The organism is Geodermatophilus sp. SYSU D00703 (genome assembly GCF_054050155.1).
The window spans coordinates 81741-103142 of the sequence record NZ_JBJGYU010000010.1; the positions used below are offsets into that span (position 1 = coordinate 81741).

General features: G+C 75.8%; 19 protein-coding genes. 14 read left to right on the forward strand and 5 right to left on the reverse strand.

All coding sequences use genetic code 11. From position 1 onward, the window contains the following. Positions 1-50: 50 nt before the first annotated feature. Positions 51-971, reverse strand: a complete 921-nt coding sequence (locus ACI782_RS12345) for a LysR family transcriptional regulator (protein ID WP_456909522.1) — start codon at positions 969-971, stop codon at positions 51-53. 86 nt (positions 972-1057) lie between these two features. Between ACI782_RS12345 and ACI782_RS12350 the strand changes: the two genes are divergently transcribed. Genes ACI782_RS12350 through ACI782_RS12375 form a run of 6 tightly spaced genes read left to right on the forward strand, consistent with a single transcriptional unit; the run spans position 1058 to position 7066 of the window. Continuing rightward, positions 1058-2050 carry a cyclase family protein gene (locus tag ACI782_RS12350; RefSeq protein WP_456909524.1) on the forward strand — a complete coding sequence of 331 codons (993 nt, stop codon included), beginning with the start codon at positions 1058-1060 and terminating at the stop codon, positions 2048-2050. A gap of 11 nt (positions 2051-2061) precedes the next feature. After that, positions 2062-3192 carry an FAD-dependent oxidoreductase gene (locus ACI782_RS12355; RefSeq protein WP_456909526.1) on the forward strand — a complete coding sequence of 377 codons (1131 nt, stop codon included), beginning with the start codon at positions 2062-2064 and terminating at the stop codon, positions 3190-3192. A 14-nt stretch (positions 3193-3206) separates the two neighbouring features. Continuing rightward, positions 3207-4145: a VOC family protein gene (locus ACI782_RS12360; RefSeq protein ID WP_456909528.1), complete on the forward strand. Its 939-nt coding sequence runs from the start codon at positions 3207-3209 to the stop codon at positions 4143-4145. Beyond that, entirely contained in the window at positions 4145-5128 is a 984-nt protein-coding gene (locus ACI782_RS12365) for a fumarylacetoacetate hydrolase family protein (RefSeq protein ID WP_456909530.1), read from the forward strand. Before ACI782_RS12360 ends, ACI782_RS12365 begins: the two co-directional genes overlap by 1 nt. Beyond that, positions 5125-5877, forward strand: coding sequence for an SDR family NAD(P)-dependent oxidoreductase (locus ACI782_RS12370; protein ID WP_456909532.1), 753 nt, complete (start codon positions 5125-5127; stop codon positions 5875-5877). Before ACI782_RS12365 ends, ACI782_RS12370 begins: the two co-directional genes overlap by 4 nt. Before the next feature lie 22 nt (positions 5878-5899). Beyond that, positions 5900-7066, forward strand: a complete 1167-nt coding sequence (locus tag ACI782_RS12375; RefSeq protein ID WP_456909534.1) for an alpha/beta hydrolase family protein — start codon at positions 5900-5902, stop codon at positions 7064-7066. A 70-nt stretch (positions 7067-7136) separates the two neighbouring features. On the opposite strand, the gene pgi is transcribed toward ACI782_RS12375, so the two are convergent. Further along, positions 7137-8795 carry a glucose-6-phosphate isomerase gene (pgi, locus tag ACI782_RS12380; RefSeq protein WP_456909536.1) on the reverse strand — a complete coding sequence of 553 codons (1659 nt, stop codon included), beginning with the start codon at positions 8793-8795 and terminating at the stop codon, positions 7137-7139. A gap of 468 nt (positions 8796-9263) precedes the next feature. Between pgi and ACI782_RS12385 the strand changes: the two genes are divergently transcribed. Both ACI782_RS12385 and ACI782_RS12390 read left to right on the forward strand, forming a co-directional pair. Next, positions 9264-9533, forward strand: a complete 270-nt coding sequence (locus ACI782_RS12385; RefSeq protein WP_456909538.1) for a DUF1876 domain-containing protein — start codon at positions 9264-9266, stop codon at positions 9531-9533. Then, a complete protein-coding gene (locus tag ACI782_RS12390) occupies positions 9530-9916 on the forward strand; it encodes a DUF5655 domain-containing protein (protein WP_456909539.1) in 387 nt (128 codons plus the stop codon). The genes ACI782_RS12385 and ACI782_RS12390 overlap by 4 nt, the downstream gene beginning before the upstream one ends. A gap of 89 nt (positions 9917-10005) precedes the next feature. On the opposite strand, the gene ACI782_RS12395 is transcribed toward ACI782_RS12390, so the two are convergent. After that, positions 10006-11559 carry a DUF4389 domain-containing protein gene (locus ACI782_RS12395; protein ID WP_456909541.1) on the reverse strand — a complete coding sequence of 518 codons (1554 nt, stop codon included), beginning with the start codon at positions 11557-11559 and terminating at the stop codon, positions 10006-10008. 180 nt (positions 11560-11739) lie between these two features. Between ACI782_RS12395 and ACI782_RS12400 the strand changes: the two genes are divergently transcribed. Together ACI782_RS12400 and ACI782_RS12405 are read left to right on the forward strand one after the other, a co-directional pair. Beyond that, the gene (locus ACI782_RS12400) at positions 11740-14151 is read left to right on the forward strand and encodes a phosphatase PAP2 family protein (protein WP_456909543.1); all 2412 of its coding nucleotides are present in this window, start codon (positions 11740-11742) and stop codon (positions 14149-14151) included. Further along, the gene (locus ACI782_RS12405; RefSeq protein WP_456909545.1) at positions 14148-14810 is read left to right on the forward strand and encodes a phosphatase PAP2 family protein; all 663 of its coding nucleotides are present in this window, start codon (positions 14148-14150) and stop codon (positions 14808-14810) included. Before ACI782_RS12400 ends, ACI782_RS12405 begins: the two co-directional genes overlap by 4 nt. A gap of 45 nt (positions 14811-14855) precedes the next feature. Here ACI782_RS12405 and ACI782_RS12410 read toward each other — a convergent pair whose 3' ends face one another. After that, positions 14856-15854, reverse strand: a complete 999-nt coding sequence (locus ACI782_RS12410; RefSeq protein WP_456909547.1) for a zinc-dependent alcohol dehydrogenase family protein — start codon at positions 15852-15854, stop codon at positions 14856-14858. Positions 15855-16027: 173 nt separating this feature from the next. Here ACI782_RS12410 and ACI782_RS12415 point away from each other — a divergent pair, with 173 nt between their 5' ends. The 4 genes from ACI782_RS12415 to ACI782_RS12430 all read left to right on the forward strand — a co-directional run bounded on the left by ACI782_RS12415 (position 16028) and on the right by ACI782_RS12430 (position 20407). Continuing rightward, positions 16028-16912, forward strand: coding sequence for a universal stress protein (locus ACI782_RS12415; protein ID WP_456909549.1), 885 nt, complete (start codon positions 16028-16030; stop codon positions 16910-16912). Positions 16913-17051: 139 nt separating this feature from the next. Continuing rightward, the gene (locus ACI782_RS12420; RefSeq protein ID WP_456909551.1) at positions 17052-17945 is read left to right on the forward strand and encodes a universal stress protein; all 894 of its coding nucleotides are present in this window, start codon (positions 17052-17054) and stop codon (positions 17943-17945) included. 166 nt (positions 17946-18111) lie between these two features. Then, complete coding sequence (locus ACI782_RS12425) at positions 18112-18570, forward strand: pyridoxamine 5'-phosphate oxidase family protein (RefSeq protein WP_456909553.1); 459 nt, start codon at positions 18112-18114, stop codon at positions 18568-18570. A gap of 118 nt (positions 18571-18688) precedes the next feature. Next, the gene (locus tag ACI782_RS12430) at positions 18689-20407 is read left to right on the forward strand and encodes a GAF domain-containing sensor histidine kinase (protein WP_456909555.1); all 1719 of its coding nucleotides are present in this window, start codon (positions 18689-18691) and stop codon (positions 20405-20407) included. A gap of 6 nt (positions 20408-20413) precedes the next feature. Here ACI782_RS12430 and ACI782_RS12435 read toward each other — a convergent pair whose 3' ends face one another. Continuing rightward, complete coding sequence (locus ACI782_RS12435; RefSeq protein WP_456909557.1) at positions 20414-21094, reverse strand: response regulator; 681 nt, start codon at positions 21092-21094, stop codon at positions 20414-20416. Positions 21095-21402: the final 308 nt, after the last annotated feature.

Genomic DNA, 21402 nt, shown 5'->3' on the forward strand with positions numbered 1-21402 from the left:
CATCAGGGAACGGCAGATCCCTGATGTGCCGTATCAGCGCGGCTGATGACTCATCCGGTCGGGTCGGTCGCCCGCTGCGCCGCCCGCAGCACCAGGCCGCGGAAGAACGCGTGCTCCGGGTCGCGGTCGTACACCGGGTGCCACCACATGGCCTCCACCAGCGGCCCGGCGTCGAACGGCAGCGGCAGGGCGCGGATCCCGACGTCCAGGGGCAGCAGCCCGACCAGCCGCTCCTGCAGCAGTGCGATCCGGTCACTGCCGGCCACCAGGCCGGGGACGGTCAGGAAGCTCTCGGTCACCACCTGGACACGCGGCTCGATGCCCAGCATCCGCATCTGCCGCGCGGCCGGGGTGGACGCCGTCGGGCCGTGGTACGTCGCGACCCACGGCATGGTCTCCAGCTGCTCGACGGTCACCTCCTCCCCCACGTCGGCGTTGCCGGCCGAGACGACCAGGACCCACCGGTCACGGTGCAGGTCGGCGTGCGGCAGGTCGGTCACGAACCCGTGCGGCAGCACCATCAGGTCGGTGTTGAGCAGGGTCTGCTGCGCCTGGTCGACCGCGTCCGGGGTGTTGTGCGCCAGCCGGAGCCGGGCACCGGGCGCCTCCTCGGCCATCAGCCGGGCCAGCGCGTCCCCCAGGACGGCGCACCCGTAGTCGCTGACCAGGACGGAGAACTCGCGGGTCGACTCGGCCGGGTCGAAGTCGGGCTGCGCGGTGAACACCCGCTCCACCCCGTCGAGCGCCAGCCGCACCCGCGGCTTGAGCTGCGCGGCCAGCGGCGAGAGCCGGTAGGTGTTGCCGACCCGGGCGAGCAACTCGTCGCCGAAGTGCCGGCGCAACCGCGCCAGGGACGCCGACAGGGCGGGCTGGCTGAGCCCCAGCTGCTGGGCCGCCCGGGTGACGCTGCGCTGGTCGAGCAGGGCGTCCAGCGACACCAGCAGGTTGAGGTCGAGGTTGGCCAGGTTCACGGCAGCGCATCCTATAGACGCCATTGATGCCCGGCATCACCCTTTCGGTCTTCCCTGATACCCCGTTCCACCCGACCGTGGACGACGTGACGCGCACCACCACCGACGTCCCGCCGCTGGACCCCGCCGACCCCGAGGGCGCCATCGCCGCCGCCGCCAAGCGCTGCTCCAACTGGGGACGCTGGGGCGCCGACGACGTCCTCGGCACGCTGAACTTCCTCGACGAGGCCAAGCGCGTCGAAGGCGCCCGGCTGGTCCGGCGGGGGGTGAGCTTCTCGCTCGCCCAGTCCTTCGACATGAACGGCCCGCAGAAGGGCTGGCGCCGGCGCACCAACCCGGTGCACACCATGCTCGACACCGGCGTGGACGCCGAGCGCGGCACCCAGGGCTTCCCGCACGGCATCGGCGGCGCCGACGACGTCGTCTTCATGCCGCTGCAGGCCTCCACCCAGTGGGACGGCCTCGGCCACATCTTCGACCACGGCAACGCCTGGAACGGCCGCCGCGCAGGCGATGTCGTCACCAGCGAGGGCGACCAGGTCACCGGCATCGAGACCGCCGCCGCCCTCATCGCCGGCCGCGGCGTCCTGCTCGACGTCGGCCGCGCGATCGGCACCGGCGGCGAGCTGCCCGACGGGTTCGCCATCACCCCGGAGCACCTCGAGGCCACGATCGCCGCCCAGGGCGAGTCGGCCCGGGTCGGCCGCGGCGACCTGCTGCTCGTGCGCACCGGCCGGCTCGCCCGCGCCCGCCGCGAGGGGTGGGGCGACTACGCCGGCGGCGCCTCGCCGGGCCTGTCGTTCACCACCGCGGACTGGCTGCACGGCACCGAGGTCGCCGGCGTCGCCACCGACACGTGGGGCTTCGAGGTCCGCCCCAACGAGTTCGACGTCGCCTTCCAGCCGCTGCACCAGGTCGCCATCCCGAACATGGGCCTGTTCATCGGCGAGATGTGGGACCTCGACGCGCTCGCGGCCGACTGCGCCGCCGACGGCCGGTGGGACTGCTTCCTCACCGCCGCCCCCCTGCCCGTGACCGGTGCCGTCGGCGCCCCGGTCAACCCGATCGCCGTCAAGTGAAGGAGTCGACCGTGCCCGCCGTGAACTCGGTCCTCGTGGTCGGCGCCGGCCTGGCCGGTACCGCCACCGCCATCCGCCTCGCCGAGGCCGGCGTCGCCGTCGATCTCGTCGAGATCAAGCCCGAGACCACCGTGCTCGGCTCCGGCATCACGCTGCAGGGCAACGCGCTGCGCGAGCTGCGCACCCTCGGCGTCTGGGAGCAGGTGCGGGCCAGCGGCTACGCCTTCGACGTCACCGGCATCCGCGCCCCCGACCCCGCCGGCACGGTGGTGGCCGAGATCCCCGACGCCAGGACCGGCGGCCCGGACCTGCCCGCCGCCATGGGCATGTCCCGCCCGGAGCTCGCCCGGATCATCGTCGACCGCGCGGTCGAGGTGGGCGTCAAGGTCCGCTTCGGGACGACGCACACCGAGCTGCGCCAGGACGCCGACGGCGTCGACGTCGCCTTCGCCGACGGCTCGACGGCGCGCTACGACCTCGTCGTCGGTGCCGACGGCGTCCGCTCCTGGACCCGCCGGGCGCTGGGCATCGACCTGGAGACCAGGTCGGTCGGCATGGGCATCTGGCGGGTCTTCGGCCCCCGGCCGGCGAGCGTCACGCGCACCGACCTCTTCTACGGCGGCCCCTCGTTCATCGCCGGCTACTGCCCCACCGGCGAGGACAGCCTCTACGCCTACATCGTCGAGCCCGCCCAGGACCGTTCCACCCTCACCCCGGAGCAGCAGCTGGCCACGATGAGGGAGCTGGCACAGGCCTACCACGGCCCGTGGGACGAGATCCGCGAGACGCTGACCGACGCGAGTCGCGTGAACTACACCTGGTTCGAGACGCACGTGGTCCCGGCACCGTGGAACCGCGGCCGGGTCGTGCTCATCGGCGACGCGGCGCACACCTGCCCGCCCACCATCGCGCAGGGCGGCGCGCAGGCGCTCGAGGACGCCTACGCGCTCACCGACCTCCTGCTCACCCGCGACGCGGTCGACGACGACCTGTGGGACGCCTTCACCGCCCGCCGGTTCGAGCGCGCGACGACCGTCGTCGAGGCCTCCAACCAGGTCGCCCAGTGGCAGCTCGACCACGTCCAGGGCGACGTCCCCGCGGTGATGCGCCGCATCGCCCAGCTGACCAGCCAGCCCGCCTGAACCCGAGGAAGACCATGACCCAGCGTCTGATCACCCACCTGCGGCACGTCGACCTGGCCGTGCCCGACCTCGCCGTCCAGCGCGAGTTCTTCACCGACACCTGGGGCCTGACGGAGGAGCACACCGACTCCGGGCTCACCTTCCTCGCCGCCGAGGGCAGCCCCGAGCAGTACGTCGTCCGGCTGCGGGAGTCCGCCGACAAGCGGATCGACCTGATCTCCTTCGGCGCGAAGGACGCCGCCGACGTCGACGCCCTCGCCGGCCGGCTGGCCGCCGACGGCGTGCGGCTGGTCACCGAGCCGGGCAGCCTGCAGACCCCCGGCGGCGGCTACGGGTTCCGGTTCTTCGACAACGAGGGCCGGACGATCGAGATCAGCTCGGACGTCGCCGTGCGGCAGCACCGCCCGATCGAGGAGGGCGAGTCGATCCCGGTGCGGCTGTCGCACGTGGTGATCAACTCGGCCGACCCGGAGGCCACCGTCGCCTTCTACGACAAGCACCTGGGCTTCTCGCTGTCGGACACGCTCATGCACCCCCGCATGGGCACCATGATGTGGTTCCTGCGCACCAACGCCTGGCACCACTCGATGGCGATCGCCCGCGGCCCACACCCCTCGCTGCACCACGCGAGCTTCGAGCTGCGCGGCATCGACGAGTACATGCGCGGCACCGGCCGGCTGCTGCGCGCGGGCGTCGAGAAGATCTGGGGCCCCGGCCGGCACATGGCCGGCAACAACACCTTCAGCTACTTCCTCGACCCGCACGGCAACACCGTCGAGTACACGACGGAGCTGGAGGTCCTCGACGAGGACACCTGGCACCCGCACGTCTACGACTTCACCCAGCCCGAGGTCTCCGACCAGTGGGGCACGGCCAACGCGATGAACGAGTTCGTCGCCGCGAAGTCGTTCAACGACCCGGACAAGGGCCTGTTCGTGGCCCCGCCGGTCTGATGCGGTTCGCCACCTGGGAGGCGGACGGGCGGGTCCGGGCCGGCGTCGTGGGCACCCTCCCCGACGGCACAGCCGGCCTGCACGAGCTCCCCGCGCGGACGACGGTGCTCGACCTCGTCCGCGCGGGGCTCCCCACCGCGCTGGAGGTCGGGACGGCGGCGCTGGCCGGACCGGCCGTGCCGGTGGGGTCGGTCCGGCTGCTGCCGCCGCTGGAGGCGCCCACGGTGCGCGACTTCGTCGCGTTCGAGGAGCACGTCGAGGGCGTGCGCAAGGCGATCGACGGGCAGGCCGGCGTGGTCGCCGAGTGGTACCAGGCGCCGACGTTCTACTTCACCAACCCCTACGCGCTCGTCGGTGCGCACGACGACGTGCCCGTGCCGCCGGGCTCGTCGCGGTTCGACTTCGAGCTCGAAGTGGCGGTCGTCGTCGGGAAGGACGGCGCCTCGCTCACCCCGGAGCAGGCCCGCGAGCACGTCTTCGGGTACACGGTGCTCAACGACTGGTCGGCCCGCGACCTGCAGGCCCGGGAGATGCGGGTCAACCTCGGCCCGGCCAAGGGCAAGGACTCCGCCACCACCCTCGGCCCGTGGCTGGTCACCGCCGACGAGCTCGAGCCGTACCGGGACGACGAAGGCTTCCTCGCGCTGGACCTGCGGGTGTCGGTCAACGACGAGGAGGTCGGCCAGGACCTGCTGTCCAACATGGGCTGGCCGTTCGAGGAGCTGGTCTCCTACGCCTCCCGTGGCACCGAGGTCCGCGCCGGCGACGTGCTCGGCTCGGGCACCTGCGGCAACGGCGGCTGCCTGGCCGAGCTGTGGGGCCGCCGCGGCGAGCAGGCCCCGCCCCCGCTGCGCCCCGGCGACGTCGTCGAGATGACCGTCGAGGGCATCGGCACCATCCGCAACCGCGTCGTCGAGGGGGCCGAGCTCCCGCCGGTGCGCCCGGCCCGGTCCCGGCCGCGGACCCGCAAGCGGGCGTCGTGAGCGTCGCCGGGAAGGTCGTCGTCGTCACCGGGGCCGGCCAGGGGCAGGGCGCGGCCGAGGCGCGGCTGCTCGCCGCCGCGGGCGCCACCGTGGTCGGCTGCGACGTCGCGCCCGAGCCGGCCGAGGACCTCGGCGGCGCGGCGTACCGGCAGCTCGACGTCACCGACGCCGACGGCTGGGCGGCGCTCGCCGACGACCTGCGCCGCGCCCACGGCGTCGCCCACGGGCTGGTCGCCAACGCCGGGGTCACCTGGCGGGCGCGGCTGGCCGACCTCGACCCGGCCGACCTCACACGGGTCGCCGACGTCAACGTCAAGGGCACGCTGCTGGGCGTCCAGGCGCTCACCCCCCTCATGACCGACGGCGGGTCGGTGGTCGTCGTCGGCTCGGTCGCCGCGCTGACCGGCCACTTCCCCGTCGCCTACACCGCGTCGAAGTGGGCGCTGCGCGGGCTGGCGAAGGCCGCGTGCCTGGAGCTGGGCCCGCGCGGCATCCGGGTCAACACCGTGCACCCCGGCTACATCGAGACGCCGATGACCGCCTCGGCGGCCCCCGCGTTCCGCGCCGCCAACGTCGCCGAGACCCCGCTCGGCCGCACCGGCACCGTCGACGAGGTCGCCCCGCTGGTGGCCTTCCTCCTCAGCGACGAGGCCTCCTTCATCACCGGCGCCGAGATCCCCGTGGACGGCGGGATGACCGCCCACGGCGGGGTGAAGAGCATCAGCGACGCCGTCCGCGCCGCCTCCTGAACCACCCGAGAGGAACTCCTTCGTGTTCGAGTACTTCCCCACCGGTCCCTACACCTGGAACCTCAGCGTCGTCGCGACGCTGAACTCCGGCGGGCTGATCGACGAGGTCGACCGCGCCTGCCGGCCGATCAAGGACGCCGCCAACGCCGGGGAGGACGCCGGCACCCCGGACTTCCTCCGCGCCTGGACGGCCCTGACCGACCAGCTCGTCGGCCAGGCCGAGGACGCCGAGAAGGCCGGGCACACCCGCACCGCCGGGCAGCTCTACTCCCGCGCGAGCAACTACCTGGCCCAGGCCGAGCGGATGCTGGCGCACTCCGACCCGAACCGGATCCCGACCTACCGGCGGCTGCTGGAGCTGGCGCAGAAGGCGTTCGAGCTGCACAGCCCTCGCGTCTCCCGCGTCGACATCCCCTACGAGGGGACGACGCTGCCGGCCTACTTCAGCGCCGCGCCGGCCACCGAGGACGGTCCGGCGCCGGTGGTGGTGCTGGTCAACGGCCTGGACTCCACCAAGGAGCACATGTACTCCTCCAACCACTGGGAGGAGCTGGCCGCCCGCGGCATCTCCTGCCTGATGCTCGACCAGCCCGGCACCGGCGAGGCGCTGCGCCTGCAGGGGCTGACCGCCCGCGTCGACACCGAGGCGTGGGCCGGCGCGGCCGTCGACTGGCTCGAGACCCGCGACGACGTCGACGCCGCCCGCATCGGCATCGTCGGTTGGTCGCTCGGCGGGTACTACGCGCCGCGCGCCGCCGCGTTCGAGAAGCGGTTCGCCCTCTGCGTGGCCTGGGGCGCCAACCACAACTGGGGCGCCGTCCAGCGGCGGCGGCTGGAGCGCGAGGGCGAGCGGCCGGTGCCGCACTACTGGGAGCACGTGCTGTGGGTGTGGGGCCACACCGACCTGCAGCAGTTCATCGAGTTCGCCGACGACGTCCACCTCGACGGCGTGGTGGAGAACATCACCGTGCCGTTCCTCGTCGCCCACGGCGCCAACGACCGGCAGATCCCGCTGGAGTACGCGCACCGCTCGTACGACCAGGCGGTCAGCTCCCCCAAGCGGGAGCTGCGGGTGTTCACCCCGGAGGAGGGCGCGACCGAGCACATCGGTCTCGACCACCTGCCGTACGTGAGCACCTTCGTCGCCGACTGGGTGGCCGACACCTTCGCCGAGCTGCAGAGCTCCTGAGCGATCCGGCCGAAGTGGCCACAAAGGCCGCCCTTGGGCGGGCCTTTGTGGCCACTTCGGCCCGCGGGGCTCAGACGGGGCGGCCGCGGAGCCGGCGGTACTGCTCCACCAGGGCGGTGGTCGACGCGTCCTGGTCCACCTGCGGCGCCTCGGCCGAGGTCAGCGCGGGCTCGAGCTGGCGGGCCATGACCTTGCCCAGCTCCACCCCCCACTGGTCGAACGAGTCGATCTGCCAGACGACGCCCTGGGTCATGACGGTGTGCTCGTAGAGGGCGACCAGCTGCCCGAGGGTGGACGGCGTCAGCTCCGGGGCGAGGATCGTCGTCGACGGCCGGTTGCCGGGCATGACCTTGTGCGGCACCAGCTCCTGCGGCGTCCCGTCGGCGGCCACCTCCTCGGCGGTCTTCCCGAACGCCAGCACCGCCGACTGGGCGAACATGTTCGCCATCAGCAGGTCGTGCATGTCGCCGATGTCGTGGTTGGGCTCGCCGAAGCCGATGAAGTCGGCCGGCACGAGCACCGTCCCCTGGTGCAGCAGTTGGTGGAAGGCGTGCTGGCCGTTGGTGCCAGGCTCGCCCCAGTAGACCTCGCCGGTCGACGTCGTCACCGGCTGCCCGTCCCAGCGCACCGACTTGCCGTTGCTCTCCATGGTCAGCTGCTGGAGGTAGGCCGGGAAGCGCGACAGGTACTGGCTGTAGGGCAGGACGGCGTGGGTCTGGGAGCCGAAGAAGTCCGTGTACCAGACGCCCAGCAGCCCCTGGAGCACCGGCAGGTTCTGCTCGAACGGCGCCGTCCGGAAGTGCTCGTCGATGGTGGCGAAGCCGGCGAGCATCTCGTCGTAGGCCTCCGGCCCGATCGCCACCATGAGGGAGAGGCCGATCGCCGACGTGTAGGAGTACCGGCCGCCCACCCAGTCCCAGAACTCGAACATGTTCTCCGGGTCGATGCCGAACTCCCGCACCGCCTCGGTGTTGGTCGAGACCGCGACGAAGTGCTGGGCGACGGCGGACTCGTCGCCGCCGAGGCCGGCCAGCAGCCAGTCGCGGGCCACCTTCGCGTTGGTCAGCGTCTCCAGGGTGGTGAACGTCTTGGAGCAGACGACGAACAGCGTCTCGGCCGGGTCGAGGTCGCGGCTGGCCTCGGCGAAGTCGGTCGGGTCGACGTTGGAGACGAACCGCGCGGTCAGGTCGCGGTCGCTGTAGGCCCGCAGCGCCGTGTAGGCCATCGCCGGGCCCAGGTCGGAGCCGCCGATGCCGATGTTGACCACGTTCCGGATGCGCCGTCCGGTGGCCCCGACCCACTCCCCCGACCGCACCCGCTCGGCGAAGGACCGCATCCTCGCCAGGACCGCGTGCACGTCCCGGGTCACGTCCTGCCCGTCGACGACGAGGTCGCGCTCGGCCGGGGCGCGCAGCACCACGTGCAGCACGGCGCGGTCCTCGGTCGGGTTGACGTGCGCACCGCGGAACATCGCGTCGATCCGCTCCCGCAGCCCTGCCCGCTCGGCGACCGCGACCAGCAGCCGCAGTGTCTCGTCGGTGACCCGGTGCTTGGACCAGTCCAGGTAGAGGTCCCCGGCGCGCGCGGCCAGCCGCCGTCCGCGGTCGGGGTCCTCGGCGAACAGCTCGCGCAGGGAGCGGCCGGCGAGCGTGCGGTGGTGCTCGGCCAGCGCCGCCCACTCCGGCGTCGCCGTGATGTCCACCGTCGTGTCGGTGCCTGTGCTGGTCATGGTGCCTCCGGGCGGTCGAGGTGTCCCTCAGCCTGGTGGGTCGGGCACCAGCGGCACAAACGCACCGGGCGCCGGGTCAGGCTGCGGGGGCGGTCACACCCCGGGGCGCTCGGCCCTGCGCGTCGGGCACCAGCACCTCGCTGGCGAAGCGGGCGTACGACGCGGCCATCCCTGCGGGGTCGGGCGGACCGCCGCGGCTCGCCACCTCGTCGATGCTCTCGACGAGCCGGATCGCACCGGGGGTGGTGATGACCAGGATCCGCGCGGCGGACTCCGCTGGACCTGACGGACCTCCCGGCGCCCGGGGCCTCCGGCAGCCGGCCGTGTTCCTCGCGGCCCGGTGCCGGGGTCGACGCCGGACGGGCCCGAAGTCCCTCCCGGTAGCGCCTTCGGACCTGCTTCCGCAGGGTCCCGCGCGCGCCAGAGTCGGCCCCGGGACGGCACAGGGACGCAGAACGGAGGCCCGCTGTGGACAGGACCAAGAACTGGACCGTGGGCATCGAGATCGGCGAGCACGACGGGCACACCCGCGCCGTGGCCCGGCTGGACGGCAAGGACGGCGAGCGCCTGATCGGCGTCGGCTTCGCCCGGCTGAGCCCCACCGACGCCGACGTCCCCGAGATCGGTGACGAGATCGCCGCCGCCCGGGCGCTGACCGACCTCGGCCGCCGGCTGCTGCGCACCGCGACCGAGGACGTCGAGCAGGCCACGGGCGAGCCGGCGCACCTGGTGATGTGACGCCGAAGCAGCGGGCCGAGGGGATCGGCACGCCCGAGGAGTTCTTCGCCGGCTCACCGCTGGGCCTGGCGGTGTACGAGCGGGTGGCCGCGACCGTGGACGCCGCCGGCGACGCGCAGGTCCGGGTGACGACCAGCCAGGTCGGCTTCCGTCGACGGCGCGGGTTCGCCTGGCTGTGGCGGCCGGACCGGTACCTGCGCTCCCCCGCCGCGGAGGTCGTGCTCACCGTCGCGCTCGGCCGGGAGGACGACTCCCCGCGGTGGAAGGAGGTCGTCCACCCGACCGGGGAGCACTGGGTGCACCACCTGGAGGTGCACGACCCGGCCGAGGTGGACGAGGAGGTCGCCGGCTGGCTCCGGGAGGCCGCCGCCCGCGCCGGCTGAGGCCCGCCCTCAGCGCAGCCCGCCGGCAGCGCGGGGCGCACGCCGCGGCCTGGGGGCCTGCACCCCGGCGCGGGCCCCCAGGCGGCCGGTCAGCGCTCGCTCCCCGAAGAGGGGCCGCCGGGCGCCGGCTCCGGTTGCGGGTGCGGCTCCGGTCGCGGCGTGGGCACCGGTGAGGACGGCACCGGCGGGCCCCCGGCCGGACCGGGAGGCACGGGCACGCCGGCAGGTGGACCGGACTGCGCCCGCTGCACCGCCAGCGCCACCAGCAGGACGCCGGCCACCAGGAACACCCCACCGAGGAGCAGCAGCCCGCCCCACAGCCACGGCAGGCCCGGCGCGGTGATCCCGGCGCGCGCCGCGACGTCCACGCCCGCCGAGCCGTCGGCGCGGAGCACGACCACGGTCCAGGCGCCGCCGGCCGGTGTCCAGGTCAGGGTCTGCGTCCCGGCACCCTGGGCCTGCGCCGTCCAGATGTCGAGCTCGCCCGGGGGCTGCGCCGGCGGACCGCCGGGCAGCTCCACGCTGCGGGCGCCGCCCTGGGGACCGACCTCGTCGACCACCCGCCGGCCGACGCCGTCGAGGTACCGGGCGACGTCGGTGCTGGGCGCCACGCCGAGGAACAGCTCGGTCGACGGGTCCTCCGCGGTGGCCTGGAGGCGGGCGTTGCCGAGCACGTCGTCGGCGAGCCACTCGTCCCCGGTCGTGTCCAGGGTGATGGCCGTGGTGACCAGCGCGTACCGCTCGGTGCTGAGGTCCGCGGTCGGCGTCCAGACGTAGCCGTCCTCGCGCTGGGTGGTGTCGGCCCAGGCGAGCCCGCCGCCGCCGGCGAGCAGGCCGGTCGAGGCGAGCAGCAGCACCGCGCCGACGACGACGGCGGCCACCCGGCCGGCGCTCCACCCGGACGGCGTGCCGCGGCCGGCCGGCGCGGCGCTGCCGCCCGGCACCCCACCGGGCAGCGGCGCGCCGGGGACCGACGCCGGGTCGGTGCCGCCCATGTCGAGGCGGAACGGCGGGTAGCGGTCGGTCATCAGCGCGACGTAGGCGGCCACCCGGAGCACCCAGCGGTCCATGCCGAGGACGAAGTCGTACAACGACCCCGGATAGCGGCCGGTGAACAGCAGGACGATCCCGGCGATGAACACCAGCAGGCCGACCAGCCCGCCGGTGGCCCACCAGGACTGCTCCGCCCACTCCCGGCCGGCCAGCCAGACGCCGCCGCCGGCGAACACCCCCACGACCACCAGGTGCGGGATGGCCAGCAGCCAGGACTTGACCAGCACGAGGCCCCGGGAGAGCCGTTCGGGGTACGGGACGTCGAGGCGCGCCGGGTAGTCGGGCACGTCGGCGAGGGTGAACGGCGGGTACCGGTCGGTGCCGAGCGCCGCGTAGCCGTAGTAGTGCACCCGCCAGCTCCACCGCAGGACACCGACGTCGAAGTCGAACAGCGCCCGGGGGTAGCGGCCGGTGATCAGGATCGCGAACCAGGCGACCACGGTGAGCACGACGAAGGCGATCCAGAGGAACGCCAGCACGATGGCGTGCGGGATCAGCAGCAGCCACTTGACCAGCCACAGCCAGCGCGAGAGCGGCGGGTCCACGGCCGCGTCGACCCGCACCGGGTACGGGGTGTGCTGTTCGGTCACGGCGCCGGCCCTCTCGCTCGCCCGCTCCGGCCACGCGGTCGCGCCGGCCGCCGACGGGTCGCCCCCAGCCTCGGGGGACCGCTCCCGGCCGGACACCGCCCTCCGTCGGTGTCCGGCCGGGTCCGAGGGCTCGGGCCGGAAGACCCTGCGCGCCGGGGCGGAACGGTGTGGACTCCCCGCATGACCTCGCGCGTCGCCGAGCCCGCCGGCCGGGAGCTCCCGGCTCCGCGGCCGGGCGCGGGCCGCCCGCCGGTGCAGCGGCACCCCGTCGACCTGGTGCGGGCGGGGCTGGGGCTGGCCGTCCTGGGCCTGGGCCTGCTGGTCGCCCAGCGGGGCGAGCTGCCGGTCTTCGAGCGGGACGTGTTCCGCCTGGTCAACGACCTGCCCGCGACGCTCGTGCCGGTCGTCTGGACGGTCATGCAGCTGGGCAACGCGCTCGCGGTCCCGGCGGTCGCGGGCCTGGCGGCGCTGACCCGGCGGTTCCGGCTGGCGCGGGACCTGCTGGTCTCGGGCCTGCTCGCCTACCTCGCCGCCGACCTGGTGAAGAGCCTGGTGCAGCGGGAGCGACCGGGCGGCTTCCTGCTCGAGGTCAACCTGCCCGAGGGACCCGTCGGCGGGCTCGGCTTCGTCTCCGGCCACTCCGCGGTCGCCGCCGCGCTGGCCACCGCCGTCGTGCCGTACGTGTCCCGCCGGGGACGGCGCTGGGCGTGGGCGCTGGCCTGGACGGTGGCGCTGGCCCGGGTCTACGTGGGCGCGCACCTGCCGCTGGACGTGGTCTGCGGGCTCGCGCTCGGCTGGGCGATCGGCTCGCTGGTCCACTTCGCGTTCGGCGTGCCGCGGCGCGAGGTGCGCACGGCTCCGGTGGGACGGCTGCTGGAGCGGTACGGCCTGCCGGTGCGCGAGCTGCGGCCGGCGTCGGTGCGGGCGCGCAGCTCGCACCCCTTCGAGGCCGTCGACGAGCGGGGCCGCCGGCTGTACGTCAAGTTCCTGGAGCCCGACCGCTCCGAGCGCGACTGGCTCTACCGGCTGTGGCGGCTGCTGGCCGTGCGGGACGTCAAGGACGCCGACGCCGTGGCCCCGCTCGGGCAGCAGGCCGAGCACGAGGCGGTCGCGGCGATGACCGCGCGGGGGCGGGGGGTCCGGGTCCCGCTCGTGCTGCTCGCCCGGGGCACCGAGCGCGGCGCCGTGGTGGTGCAGGAGTTCGTGCCCGCGCGGGGGCTCGACGAGCTACCCGCCGGCGAGCTGACGCCCGGCCTGCTCAGCCGTGTGTGGCACGAGGTCCGGCTGCTGCAAGAGGCGCGGGTGGCCCACCACGACCTGGTGGCCGCCAGCGTCCTCGTCGACGCCGAGGGCCGGGTGTGGGTGGTCGACTTCGGCAACGCCCTCACCGGGGCCGACGACGACGCGCTGGCCGGCGACGTGGCCGAGCTGATGGCCTCCCTCGCGCTGCACACCGACCCGGAGCCGGTCGTCGCCACCGCCGTGGAGGCGCTCGGTCCCGACGCCGTGGCGAGTGCGCTGCCGGGCCTGGCCCCGCTGAGCCTGTCGTCGGCGACCCGCGCGGAGCTCCGGGTGGACCGCTCCCGGCTGGACGCGCTGCGGACCGCCGTCCGCCGGCGGCTGGACCTGCCCGACCCGGGCCGGCCCGAGTTCGGCCCGCCCGGCGCGGCCGCGCGCGGAGCCGTCGCCGCCGGTTGCGTCCTGGTCCTGGTCGGGGTGCCGCTGCTCGCCGGCGCGCCCGCGATGCTCGACGCGGTGGAGGACGGCGGCTGGCGCTGGCTGGGCGCGGCGGTCGCGCTGGCGGTGCTGGCCCGGGCCGCGCACGCGGCAGCGGCGCTGCTCACCGTCGACCGGCGGCTGGCCCTCGGGCGCACGTTCGGCGCGTGGATGGGGGCCGAGGGGGCGTCGCTGCTCCACGGCGGCGAGGGCTGGCGCCGGTCAGCGGCCCGCTTCCTGGAGCGGGCCGGCGTGCTGCCCGACGCGGCGCGGCGGGCGGTCGACCGGTTCGTCGCCGGCGAGGTCGTGGCCGCGGTCCTCGTCGCCGCGGTCACCTTCGTGCTGGCGCTCGTGGAGGCCCGGCTCGGGAACTGGCGCACCCCGGCGGCGCTGGTGCCCGCCGTCGCGCTGGGCGTGGCCGCCTGGGCGCTGGTGATGACCGGCCAGTGGCTGGCCCGACGGAACGACACCGGGCCGCACGCGCGCCGGCAGGTCGTGCGCACGCTCACCGGCGCGCTCGCCCGAGACGGCGCGACGTTGCCGTGGCACCGCGGGGCGCAGCTGGGCTGGTCGGTCGTCGGCGTCGCGCTCGAGGGCGCCGCGCTGGCCGCCGCGGTGCACGCCGTCGGGGCGCCCGTGCCGCTGCTGGCCACCGCCACCGTCTACGCCGGCGTGCACCTGCTGTGGTCGCTGCTGCCCGCCGCCGGCGCACCGGGCGCCGCCGAGGTCACCCTGCTGCTGGCGCTCACCGCCCTCGGCGCGCCGCTGGCCGACGCCTGCGCGGCCGCCCTGGTGTTCCGGCTGCTCGTCTTCTGGATCCCGGCCGTCGTGGGGACGCTGCTCTCCCCCGGCCTCGAGCACCGCTTCGGGGTGTGACCGCCACCGGCGGGACCCCCGCCGGGGCCGGGGCCCGCCCGGGCCGCGCGTCGCGGTACCGGCGGCGCCGCGGCGACCTGGTCACCCTCCTCGCCGCGACGGCCGCGGCAGCGCTGTGCTCGTGGGCGGTCTCCTCCGGGCGGGTCGGACCGGTCGAGGCCGCGGTGCTGCGCTGGGTCAACGGGTGGCCGGACGGGTGGGAGCCGGCGCTGTGGCTCGTCCAGCTCTGCGGGGTGCTGGGGGCGCCGCTGCTCGTCGCCGTCCCGGCGCTGGCGCTGCGCCGCTTACGGCTGGCCCTGGCGCTGGTCCTGCTGGCGCCGCTCAAGCTCCTGGTGCACGGCGAGCTGGTCAAGGGCCTGGTGCAGCGGGAACGGCCGGGAGTGCTCCTCCCCGGGATCGTGCTGCGCGACGTCCCCTCCGCGGGGATCGCCTACCCCTCCGGGCACGCGGTCGTCGTCGCCGGCGTCGTCGTCCTCCTCGCGCCGTACCTGCGCCGGCGCTGGCTGCTGGTCCTCGGCGCGCTGGCGCTGCTCACCGCGGTGTCCCGGGTGTACCTCGGGGCGCACGCGCCGCTGGACGTGGTGGGCGGGGCAGCCGTCGGCGCAGCGATCGGCGCGGCGCTCAACCTGGTCGTGGGGGTCCCGGCCCGGTCGCCGTGAGCGGAGTGGGACGGGCGCGGGAACCGCGCCTGGCACTCCGCCGGCTCAGTTGTGCAGGACGGCGGCGCCGCCGAAGCGGCCGTGCGCGAGGTCGGCCAGCGCCCGCGGGGCGTCGTCCATCGGGTAGGGCACCGTCGTCGCCCGGACGCCGAGCCGCGCCGCGAGGGTCAGGAACTCCTCGCCGTCGCGGCGGGTGTTGGCCGTGACGCTGCGCAGCCGGCGCTCGCCGAACAGCTCGGCGGCGTAGTCGAGCCGCGGGACGTCGGACAGCCAGATGCCGGCAACGGCGAGGGTGGCGCCGCGGTCGAGCGCCCGCAGCGCCACGGGCACGAGGTCGCCGGCCGGGGCGAACAGGATCGCGCCGTCCAGCGGCTCGGGCGGGGTGTCGCGGGCGTCGCCGACCGAGTCCGCGCCGAGGTCGCGGGCCAGGGCCCGGTTGTGCTCGCCGCGGGTGAGCACGTGCACCCGCAACCCCTGGGCGAGGGCCACCTGGGCGGTGAGGTGGGCACTGCCGCCGAAGCCGTAGACCCCCAGCCGGCCGCCGGGCGGGACCTCCGCCAGCCGCAGCGCGCGGTAGCCGATGATCCCGGCGCACAGCAGCGGTGCGGCGTGCTCGTCGTCCACCCCGTCGGGCAGCCGGTAGGCGAAGCGCTCGTCGACCAGGCAGGCGTCGGCGTAGCCGCCGTCGACGTCCCAGCCGGTGAAGACCGGCGCCGTGCAGAGGTTCTCCCGGCCGCTGCGGCACCAGCGGCAGGTGCCGTCGGTGCGACCCAGCCAGGCCACGCCCGCCCGGTCGCCGACCGCGAAGCGGCTCGTCCCGGGGCCGACCGCCGCCACGCGGCCGACCACCTCGTGACCGGGCACGACCGCGGGCCGGCGCGGCGGGAGGTCGCCCTCGGCGACGTGCAGGTCGGTGCGGCACACGCCGCAGCAGACGACGTCGACCCGCACCTGGCCGGCGCCCGGCTCCGGCAGCGGGCGCTGCACGCGGACCAGCGGTCCCGCGTCCACCGGCGCCGGCTCCTCGACCACCCAGGCGTGCACTGCCGTCCCCCCGATCGTCCGGGCCGGTCGACCGGCGTCCCTCCGGATCGTGTCGGCGGCCCGTCCGGAGCCGGGAGGGACGTTGGTCGGTGGTCCGCGGGACGCCCGGCCGGGGTCTTCCGACCCGGGGCGGGCCGATGCTGGGAGGGCACCGCTGATCGAGGGAGCTCCCCGTGTCCCCGTCCGCCCACCGCCCCGGCCCCTCCGTCGCTGCGGACCCCCCGGCCGGTGGCAGCCGGTTCCGTCCCGTCGTCGTCGGCGTCGACGGCTCCACGGCGGCGACCGCGGCCGCCCGGACGGCGGCGTCGGAGGCCGCCCGCCGGCTGCTCCCGGTGCGCATCGTGCAGGCCGTCCCGTCGCGGGCGGCGGTGCCGGCGGGGCCGGGGCTGGAGCGGGCCCGTGCCGCGGCGGTCGAGGTGCTGCCGGCCGGTTCGGTCACGGTCGTGGTCCGCGACGGCCCGGCCGACCTGGTGCTGGCCGACGAGTCCCGCCGCGCGGAGCTGGTCGTCGTCGGCGGGACGGCGGGCCGGCTCCCTCCCGGGACGGCGGCCCTGCTGCGGCGCGCGGCCTGTCCGGTGCTGGTCGACCGGACGCCGCCGGCCGCCGGGGCAGGCGTCGTGGTCGGCGTGGACGCCGGACCAGGCACCGCCGACCTGCTGGACGCCGCCGTCATGGCCGCGACGCTGCGCAGCACCGGCCTGCACGTGGTGCACACGTGGACCCGCCGCCGGGAGGTGCCCGACGCTAGCCGGGACCCCCACGAGGCCGCGGTGGGCGCGGCCGAGCGGCACCTCGTCGAGCAGTACCTCGGGCCGCGGCGGGAGGGCCACCCCGGGGTCCCGGTCACGCTGGACGTGCGGCACGGCGACCCCGCGGAGGCCCTGCTGACGGTGTCCCGGACGGCCGACCTGCTGGTGGTGGGGCGCCCGCCGAACTCGCCGGCCGCCCTGACGGTCGCCCTGGCCGGCGCGGCCGCCTGCCCGGTCCTCGTCGTGCCGGTGCCCCGGCCGCGGGTCCCGTCCCCGCGGCGAGCCGGCACGGCGGCGGCGGTGCGCTGAGCACCCCGCAGGGACGAGCGGCGGTGCGCTGAGCACCCTGCAGGGACGAAAGGGCCGCAGCCGTGCGCCGCGAGACCCTGGGGACCTCGCGCGGCCCTCCCTAGCGTCGGGCGGAGTTCCCGCAACGAGGAGGGGTCCCGTGACGCACGCAGGGACGCGACCGGTCGTCGTCGGCGTCGACGGCTCCCCCGCCGCCGCCCGGGCGGTGGTCTTCGCCACCGAGGAGGCGCGGCTGCGGGGGGCACCGCTGGTCCTGGTCTCCGCCGCCCCCTGGCCGCGGGGTGGCGTCGCCGCACGCCCGGTGCAGGACGTCGACCTCCCCGGCCTGGTGCAGACCGGCGCCGAGCAGGTCCTGCAGGCGGTGGCCGGCGAGGCCGCGGCGGTGCTGGGCGCCGGCCGGGTCTCCTGGTCGGTGTCCGGCCGCGGGCCGGTCGAGGCGCTGCGGGAGGCCGGGGCGGCGGCCGCGCTCGTCGTCGTCGGCAGCCGGGGCACCGGCGGGGTCGCCGGCCTGCTCGTCGGCTCCACCGCCACCGGCCTGGCCCTCGACGCCCCGTGCCCGGTGGTGGTGCTCCCGGACGAGACGTCGGTGGTCGTCCGCGGCCGGCGGTCGGTGGTGGCCGGCGTGGAGGGCCGGGCCGGCGACGAGGAGCTGCTGGCGTTCGCCTTCGCCGCGGCCGCCGCCCGCGGCACCGACCTCGTGGCGGTGCACGCCTGGCAGGACGTCGACCTGGACACCACCCTCCAGTCGGTGGCCCCGCTCATCGACTGGGCCGGCGTCCTCGCCGACGAGCAGCGGCTGCTCGCCGAGGCGCTCGGCGGCTGGCCGGACAAGTTCCCCGACGTGGCAGTGCGCGAGGTGGTCGTGCGCGACCGCACCGCCCGGGCGCTCGTGGCCGCCGGGCTCACCGCCGAGCTGCTCGTCGTCGGCCACCGGCGCCGCCGTCTGGCGCGGTTGGGCTCGACCACCCATGGCGTGCTCCACCGGGCCGGCTGTCCGGTCGCCGTCGTCGCCCTGGCGGACGACGCGCGGTGAGCGGCCCCCGGCCGCCGGCCGGGGAGCCGACCAGGACGGTCGGCCGTCGCTTCCGGGACCTCCGTCCCTGCGCACTCCCGCCCGGCCCGGCCGACAGTGGTTCGAGCCGTTGAGCAGGTGCGGCCCCCGGCCCGGGGAGACCGGATCCGGCTGCGAGAGGACCCCCTTGCCGAGCACGGACCAGGACCGCGTCGTCGAGGTGCTGGCCGAGAGCGAGTGCCGCGCCCTCATCGGCACCGTCCGGATGGGCCGGCTGGCCTTCACCCGCGACGCCCTTCCCGCCATCCAGCCGGTCGCCTTCCACGTGCACGACGGCCGGGTGGTCATCCCCGCCCGGGCCGGCAGCCAACTGCTGCACTGGACCCGGGGCGCGGTGGTCGCCTTCGAGGTGGACTGCTTCGACGAGCGCACGCGGACCGGCTGGGCGGTCACCGTGGTGGGCCCGGCCCGGTCGGTCAGCGCCCCGGGGGACGTCGCCGTCCTCGACCGGCTGCCGTGGACCGGCCCCGGGCCGTGGCCGGACCGGCGCTACGTCACCGTCGCGATCCACCTCGTGGAGGGCTGGCGGGCGGTGCCCGTGGCGCTCGCCGGGACTCCCGCCGGGGCGCTCCCGCACCCCGCCTGACGCGTACGGTGCCGGCGCGCCCCCCGCCTGACCGGCGGAGGCCGCGTCGCCCGCGCAACCCGGTTCCCTTCGCAATCCGGACGTGGCAGTCTCGGATGGGCGAAGAGGGGGTCGCGCCATGTCGCCTGCTCCGTCCGACCCGCGGCGGCAGCCCGAGAACAGGGAGTCCTCGCTGGCCGGCATGCGCCTCACCGAGCTGCTGGAGGAGGTCCAGGACCGGCTGGCCACCGTCGCCCGCAGCCAAGCCCGGGTGCAGCACCTGCTCGACGCCTTCCTCAGCGTCTCCACCGGACTGGACCTGGAGACCACCCTGCACCGCATCGTCGACGTCGCCGCCGACCTCGTCGACGCCCGCTACGGCGCGCTGGGGGTGCTCGCCCCGGACGGCGGCCTGGCGGCCTTCATCCACGTGGGCATCGACGACGAGCTGGCCGCGCGGATGGGCGCCCTGCCCGAGGGCAAGGGCGTGCTGGGGCAGCTCATCACCGAGCCGCACCCGCTGCGGATCCCCGACCTGAGCCGACACCCGGCCTCGGTCGGCTTCCCCCCGCACCACCCGGAGATGCGGTCCTTCCTGGGCGTGCCCGTCCTGGTGCGGGGCGAGGCGTTCGGCAACCTCTACATGACCGAGAAGCGGCAGGGCGCGTTCACCGCCGAGGACGAGGCCGTGCTCGTCGCGCTGGCCGGGTCGGCCGGCATCGCGATCGACAACGCCCGGCTCTACGAGGAGGGCGAGGTCCGCCGGCGGTGGACGGCCGCGGTCTCCGACGTCCGCGCCTGCCTGCTCAGCTCCTCCACCCCCGACGACGCCCTGACGCTGATCGCCACGCGGGTGTCCGAGCTGACCGGGGCCGAGGCCGCCTGGCTGCTGACCGGGCCCGATCCCGTGGACGGCTGCTTCGTCGTCCGGGCGCAGGCCAGGGAGGACGGGGCGGACGACGTCGAGGCACGGCTCTCCGTCGCCGACGACCCGGTGCTGGAGGCGGTCGTGGCCTCTGACTCGGTCGTCACGCTGGACGGGACCGGGCCGGGCCCGACCGGCCGGGCGGCGGTGGTGGCCCGGGGGCCGTGCATCGCCGTGCGGCTGCACGGCAGCAGCGGTCAGGACGTCGTCCTGCTCGCCACACGCGGCGCCGGCGCGCCCGCGTTCGAGGCGGCCCTGCCGCCCCTGCTCGCGTCGTTCGCGGACCAGATCTCCGCGGCGCTGGACATGGCCGCCCGCCAGCGGCTGGCCCGCCAGCTCGACGTCTACGCCGACCGCGACCGCATCGCCCAGGACCTGCACGACCACGTCATCCAGCGGGTGTTCGCCGCGGGGCTGTCCCTGCAGTCGGTGCTGCCGCGAGTGCCCGACCCGGAGGCGCAGCGCCGCATCCGGCAGGTGGTCCACCAGCTCGACGAGACGGTCCGGGACATCCGGACGACGATCTTCGACCTGCACAGCACCCCCGGCGACACCTCGACGAGCCTGCGCCGGCGGCTGCTCGACATCGTCACCGAGACCGCCGGCCGCGAGCTGTACCCGACCGTGCGCATGTCCGGCGCCGTCGACAGCCTGGTGACCGGTGAGCTCGCCGCCGACGTCGAGGCGGTCACCCGGGAGGCGGTCAGCAACGCCGTGCGGCACTCCGGCGCCCTGCACGTCGTCGTCACCGTCGACGTGACCGACGAGGTCGTCGTGGAGGTCACCGACGACGGCCGCGGCATCGACCCGCACGCCGCGCGCAGCGGCCTGCGCAACCTCGAGGACCGCGCGCGCCGCCGCGAGGGCGGGATCAGCGTGGAGGCCCTGCCCGACGGGGGCACGCGGTTGCGCTGGTGGGCGCCGATCCGCTGAGCCCGGTCAGGCCTGCCACGAGGCGGGTGGGGCGGCGCCGCGGAGCTCGGTGGCGAGGACGGCGGCCTGCGTGCGCCGCTCCAGCCCGAGCTTGGCGAGCAGGTGGGAGACGTAGTTCTTGACCGTCTTCTCGGCGAGGAACATCCGCTCGCCGATCTGCCGGTTGGTCAGCCCCTCGCCGATGAGCTCGAGCACCGTGCGCTCCTGGTCGCTGAGCTTGGCCAGCGGGCCGGCCGGCTCGGCGGCGCGGCGCAACCGCTCCAGCACGGCGGTGGTGGCCGTCGGGTCCAGCAGCGAGCCGCCGGCGGCCACGGCACGGACGCCGCTGACCAGGTCCTGCCCGAGGATCTGCTTGAGCAGGTAGCCCGAGGCGCCGGCCATGATCGCCTCGAAGAGCGCCTCGTCGTCGCTGTAGCTGGTCAGCATGACGACCTTGAGCTCGGGCATCCGCGACCGCAGTTCGCGGCACACGGAGACGCCGTCCCCGTCGGGCAGGCGGACGTCGAGGACGGCGACGTCGGGGCGCAGCGCCGGGCAGCGGGCGATCGCCTCGGCGGCGTTCTTCGCCTCGCCGACCACCGTGATCCCCGGGTCGCTCTCCAGCACGTCGGCCACGCCGCGCCGGACCACCTCGTGGTCGTCGAGGAGGAACACCCGGATCTGCGCGCTCTGTCCGTTCGCGGTCACCAGCACAACCTCCGTCTGCTGCCGTGCGACGGCCCCGAGTCCGGCTCGCGGACTTCCGTCCGCAAGGTTAGGGGCCGCGTCGCCCGGCGCGGGCAGGGTCGAAGGTCCCGGGTCCTCGGGTGCGGACGGCGTCGGGCCGCGCGGCCGGCACCCCACGCGGGGCGTCTGGTCATGACCCGTCAGGCGGCGGGTTCCGACGGCCGCGGCTCCCGAGCACGACACGGCGACAGGTCGACTGGTGCACCTGTCGACAGGACGACACGGCGACCCGCCCGCCACGAGGCGGGTTCGGGTCGCCTGGCGCCCGC

What these genes read in the sequence shown, in the direction of transcription:
- ACI782_RS12360 (WP_456909528.1), top strand. Translation starts at nt 3,207, where the DNA reads ATGACCCAGCGTCTGATCACCCACCTGCGGCACGTCGACCTGGCCGTG.
- ACI782_RS12365 (WP_456909530.1), top strand. Translation starts at nt 4,145, where the DNA reads ATGCGGTTCGCCACCTGGGAGGCGGACGGGCGGGTCCGGGCCGGCGTC.
- pgi (WP_456909536.1), bottom strand. Translation starts at nt 8,795, where the DNA reads ATGACCAGCACAGGCACCGACACGACGGTGGACATCACGGCGACGCCG.
- ACI782_RS12400 (WP_456909543.1), top strand. Translation starts at nt 11,740, where the DNA reads ATGACCTCGCGCGTCGCCGAGCCCGCCGGCCGGGAGCTCCCGGCTCCG.
- ACI782_RS12430 (WP_456909555.1), top strand. Translation starts at nt 18,689, where the DNA reads ATGTCGCCTGCTCCGTCCGACCCGCGGCGGCAGCCCGAGAACAGGGAG.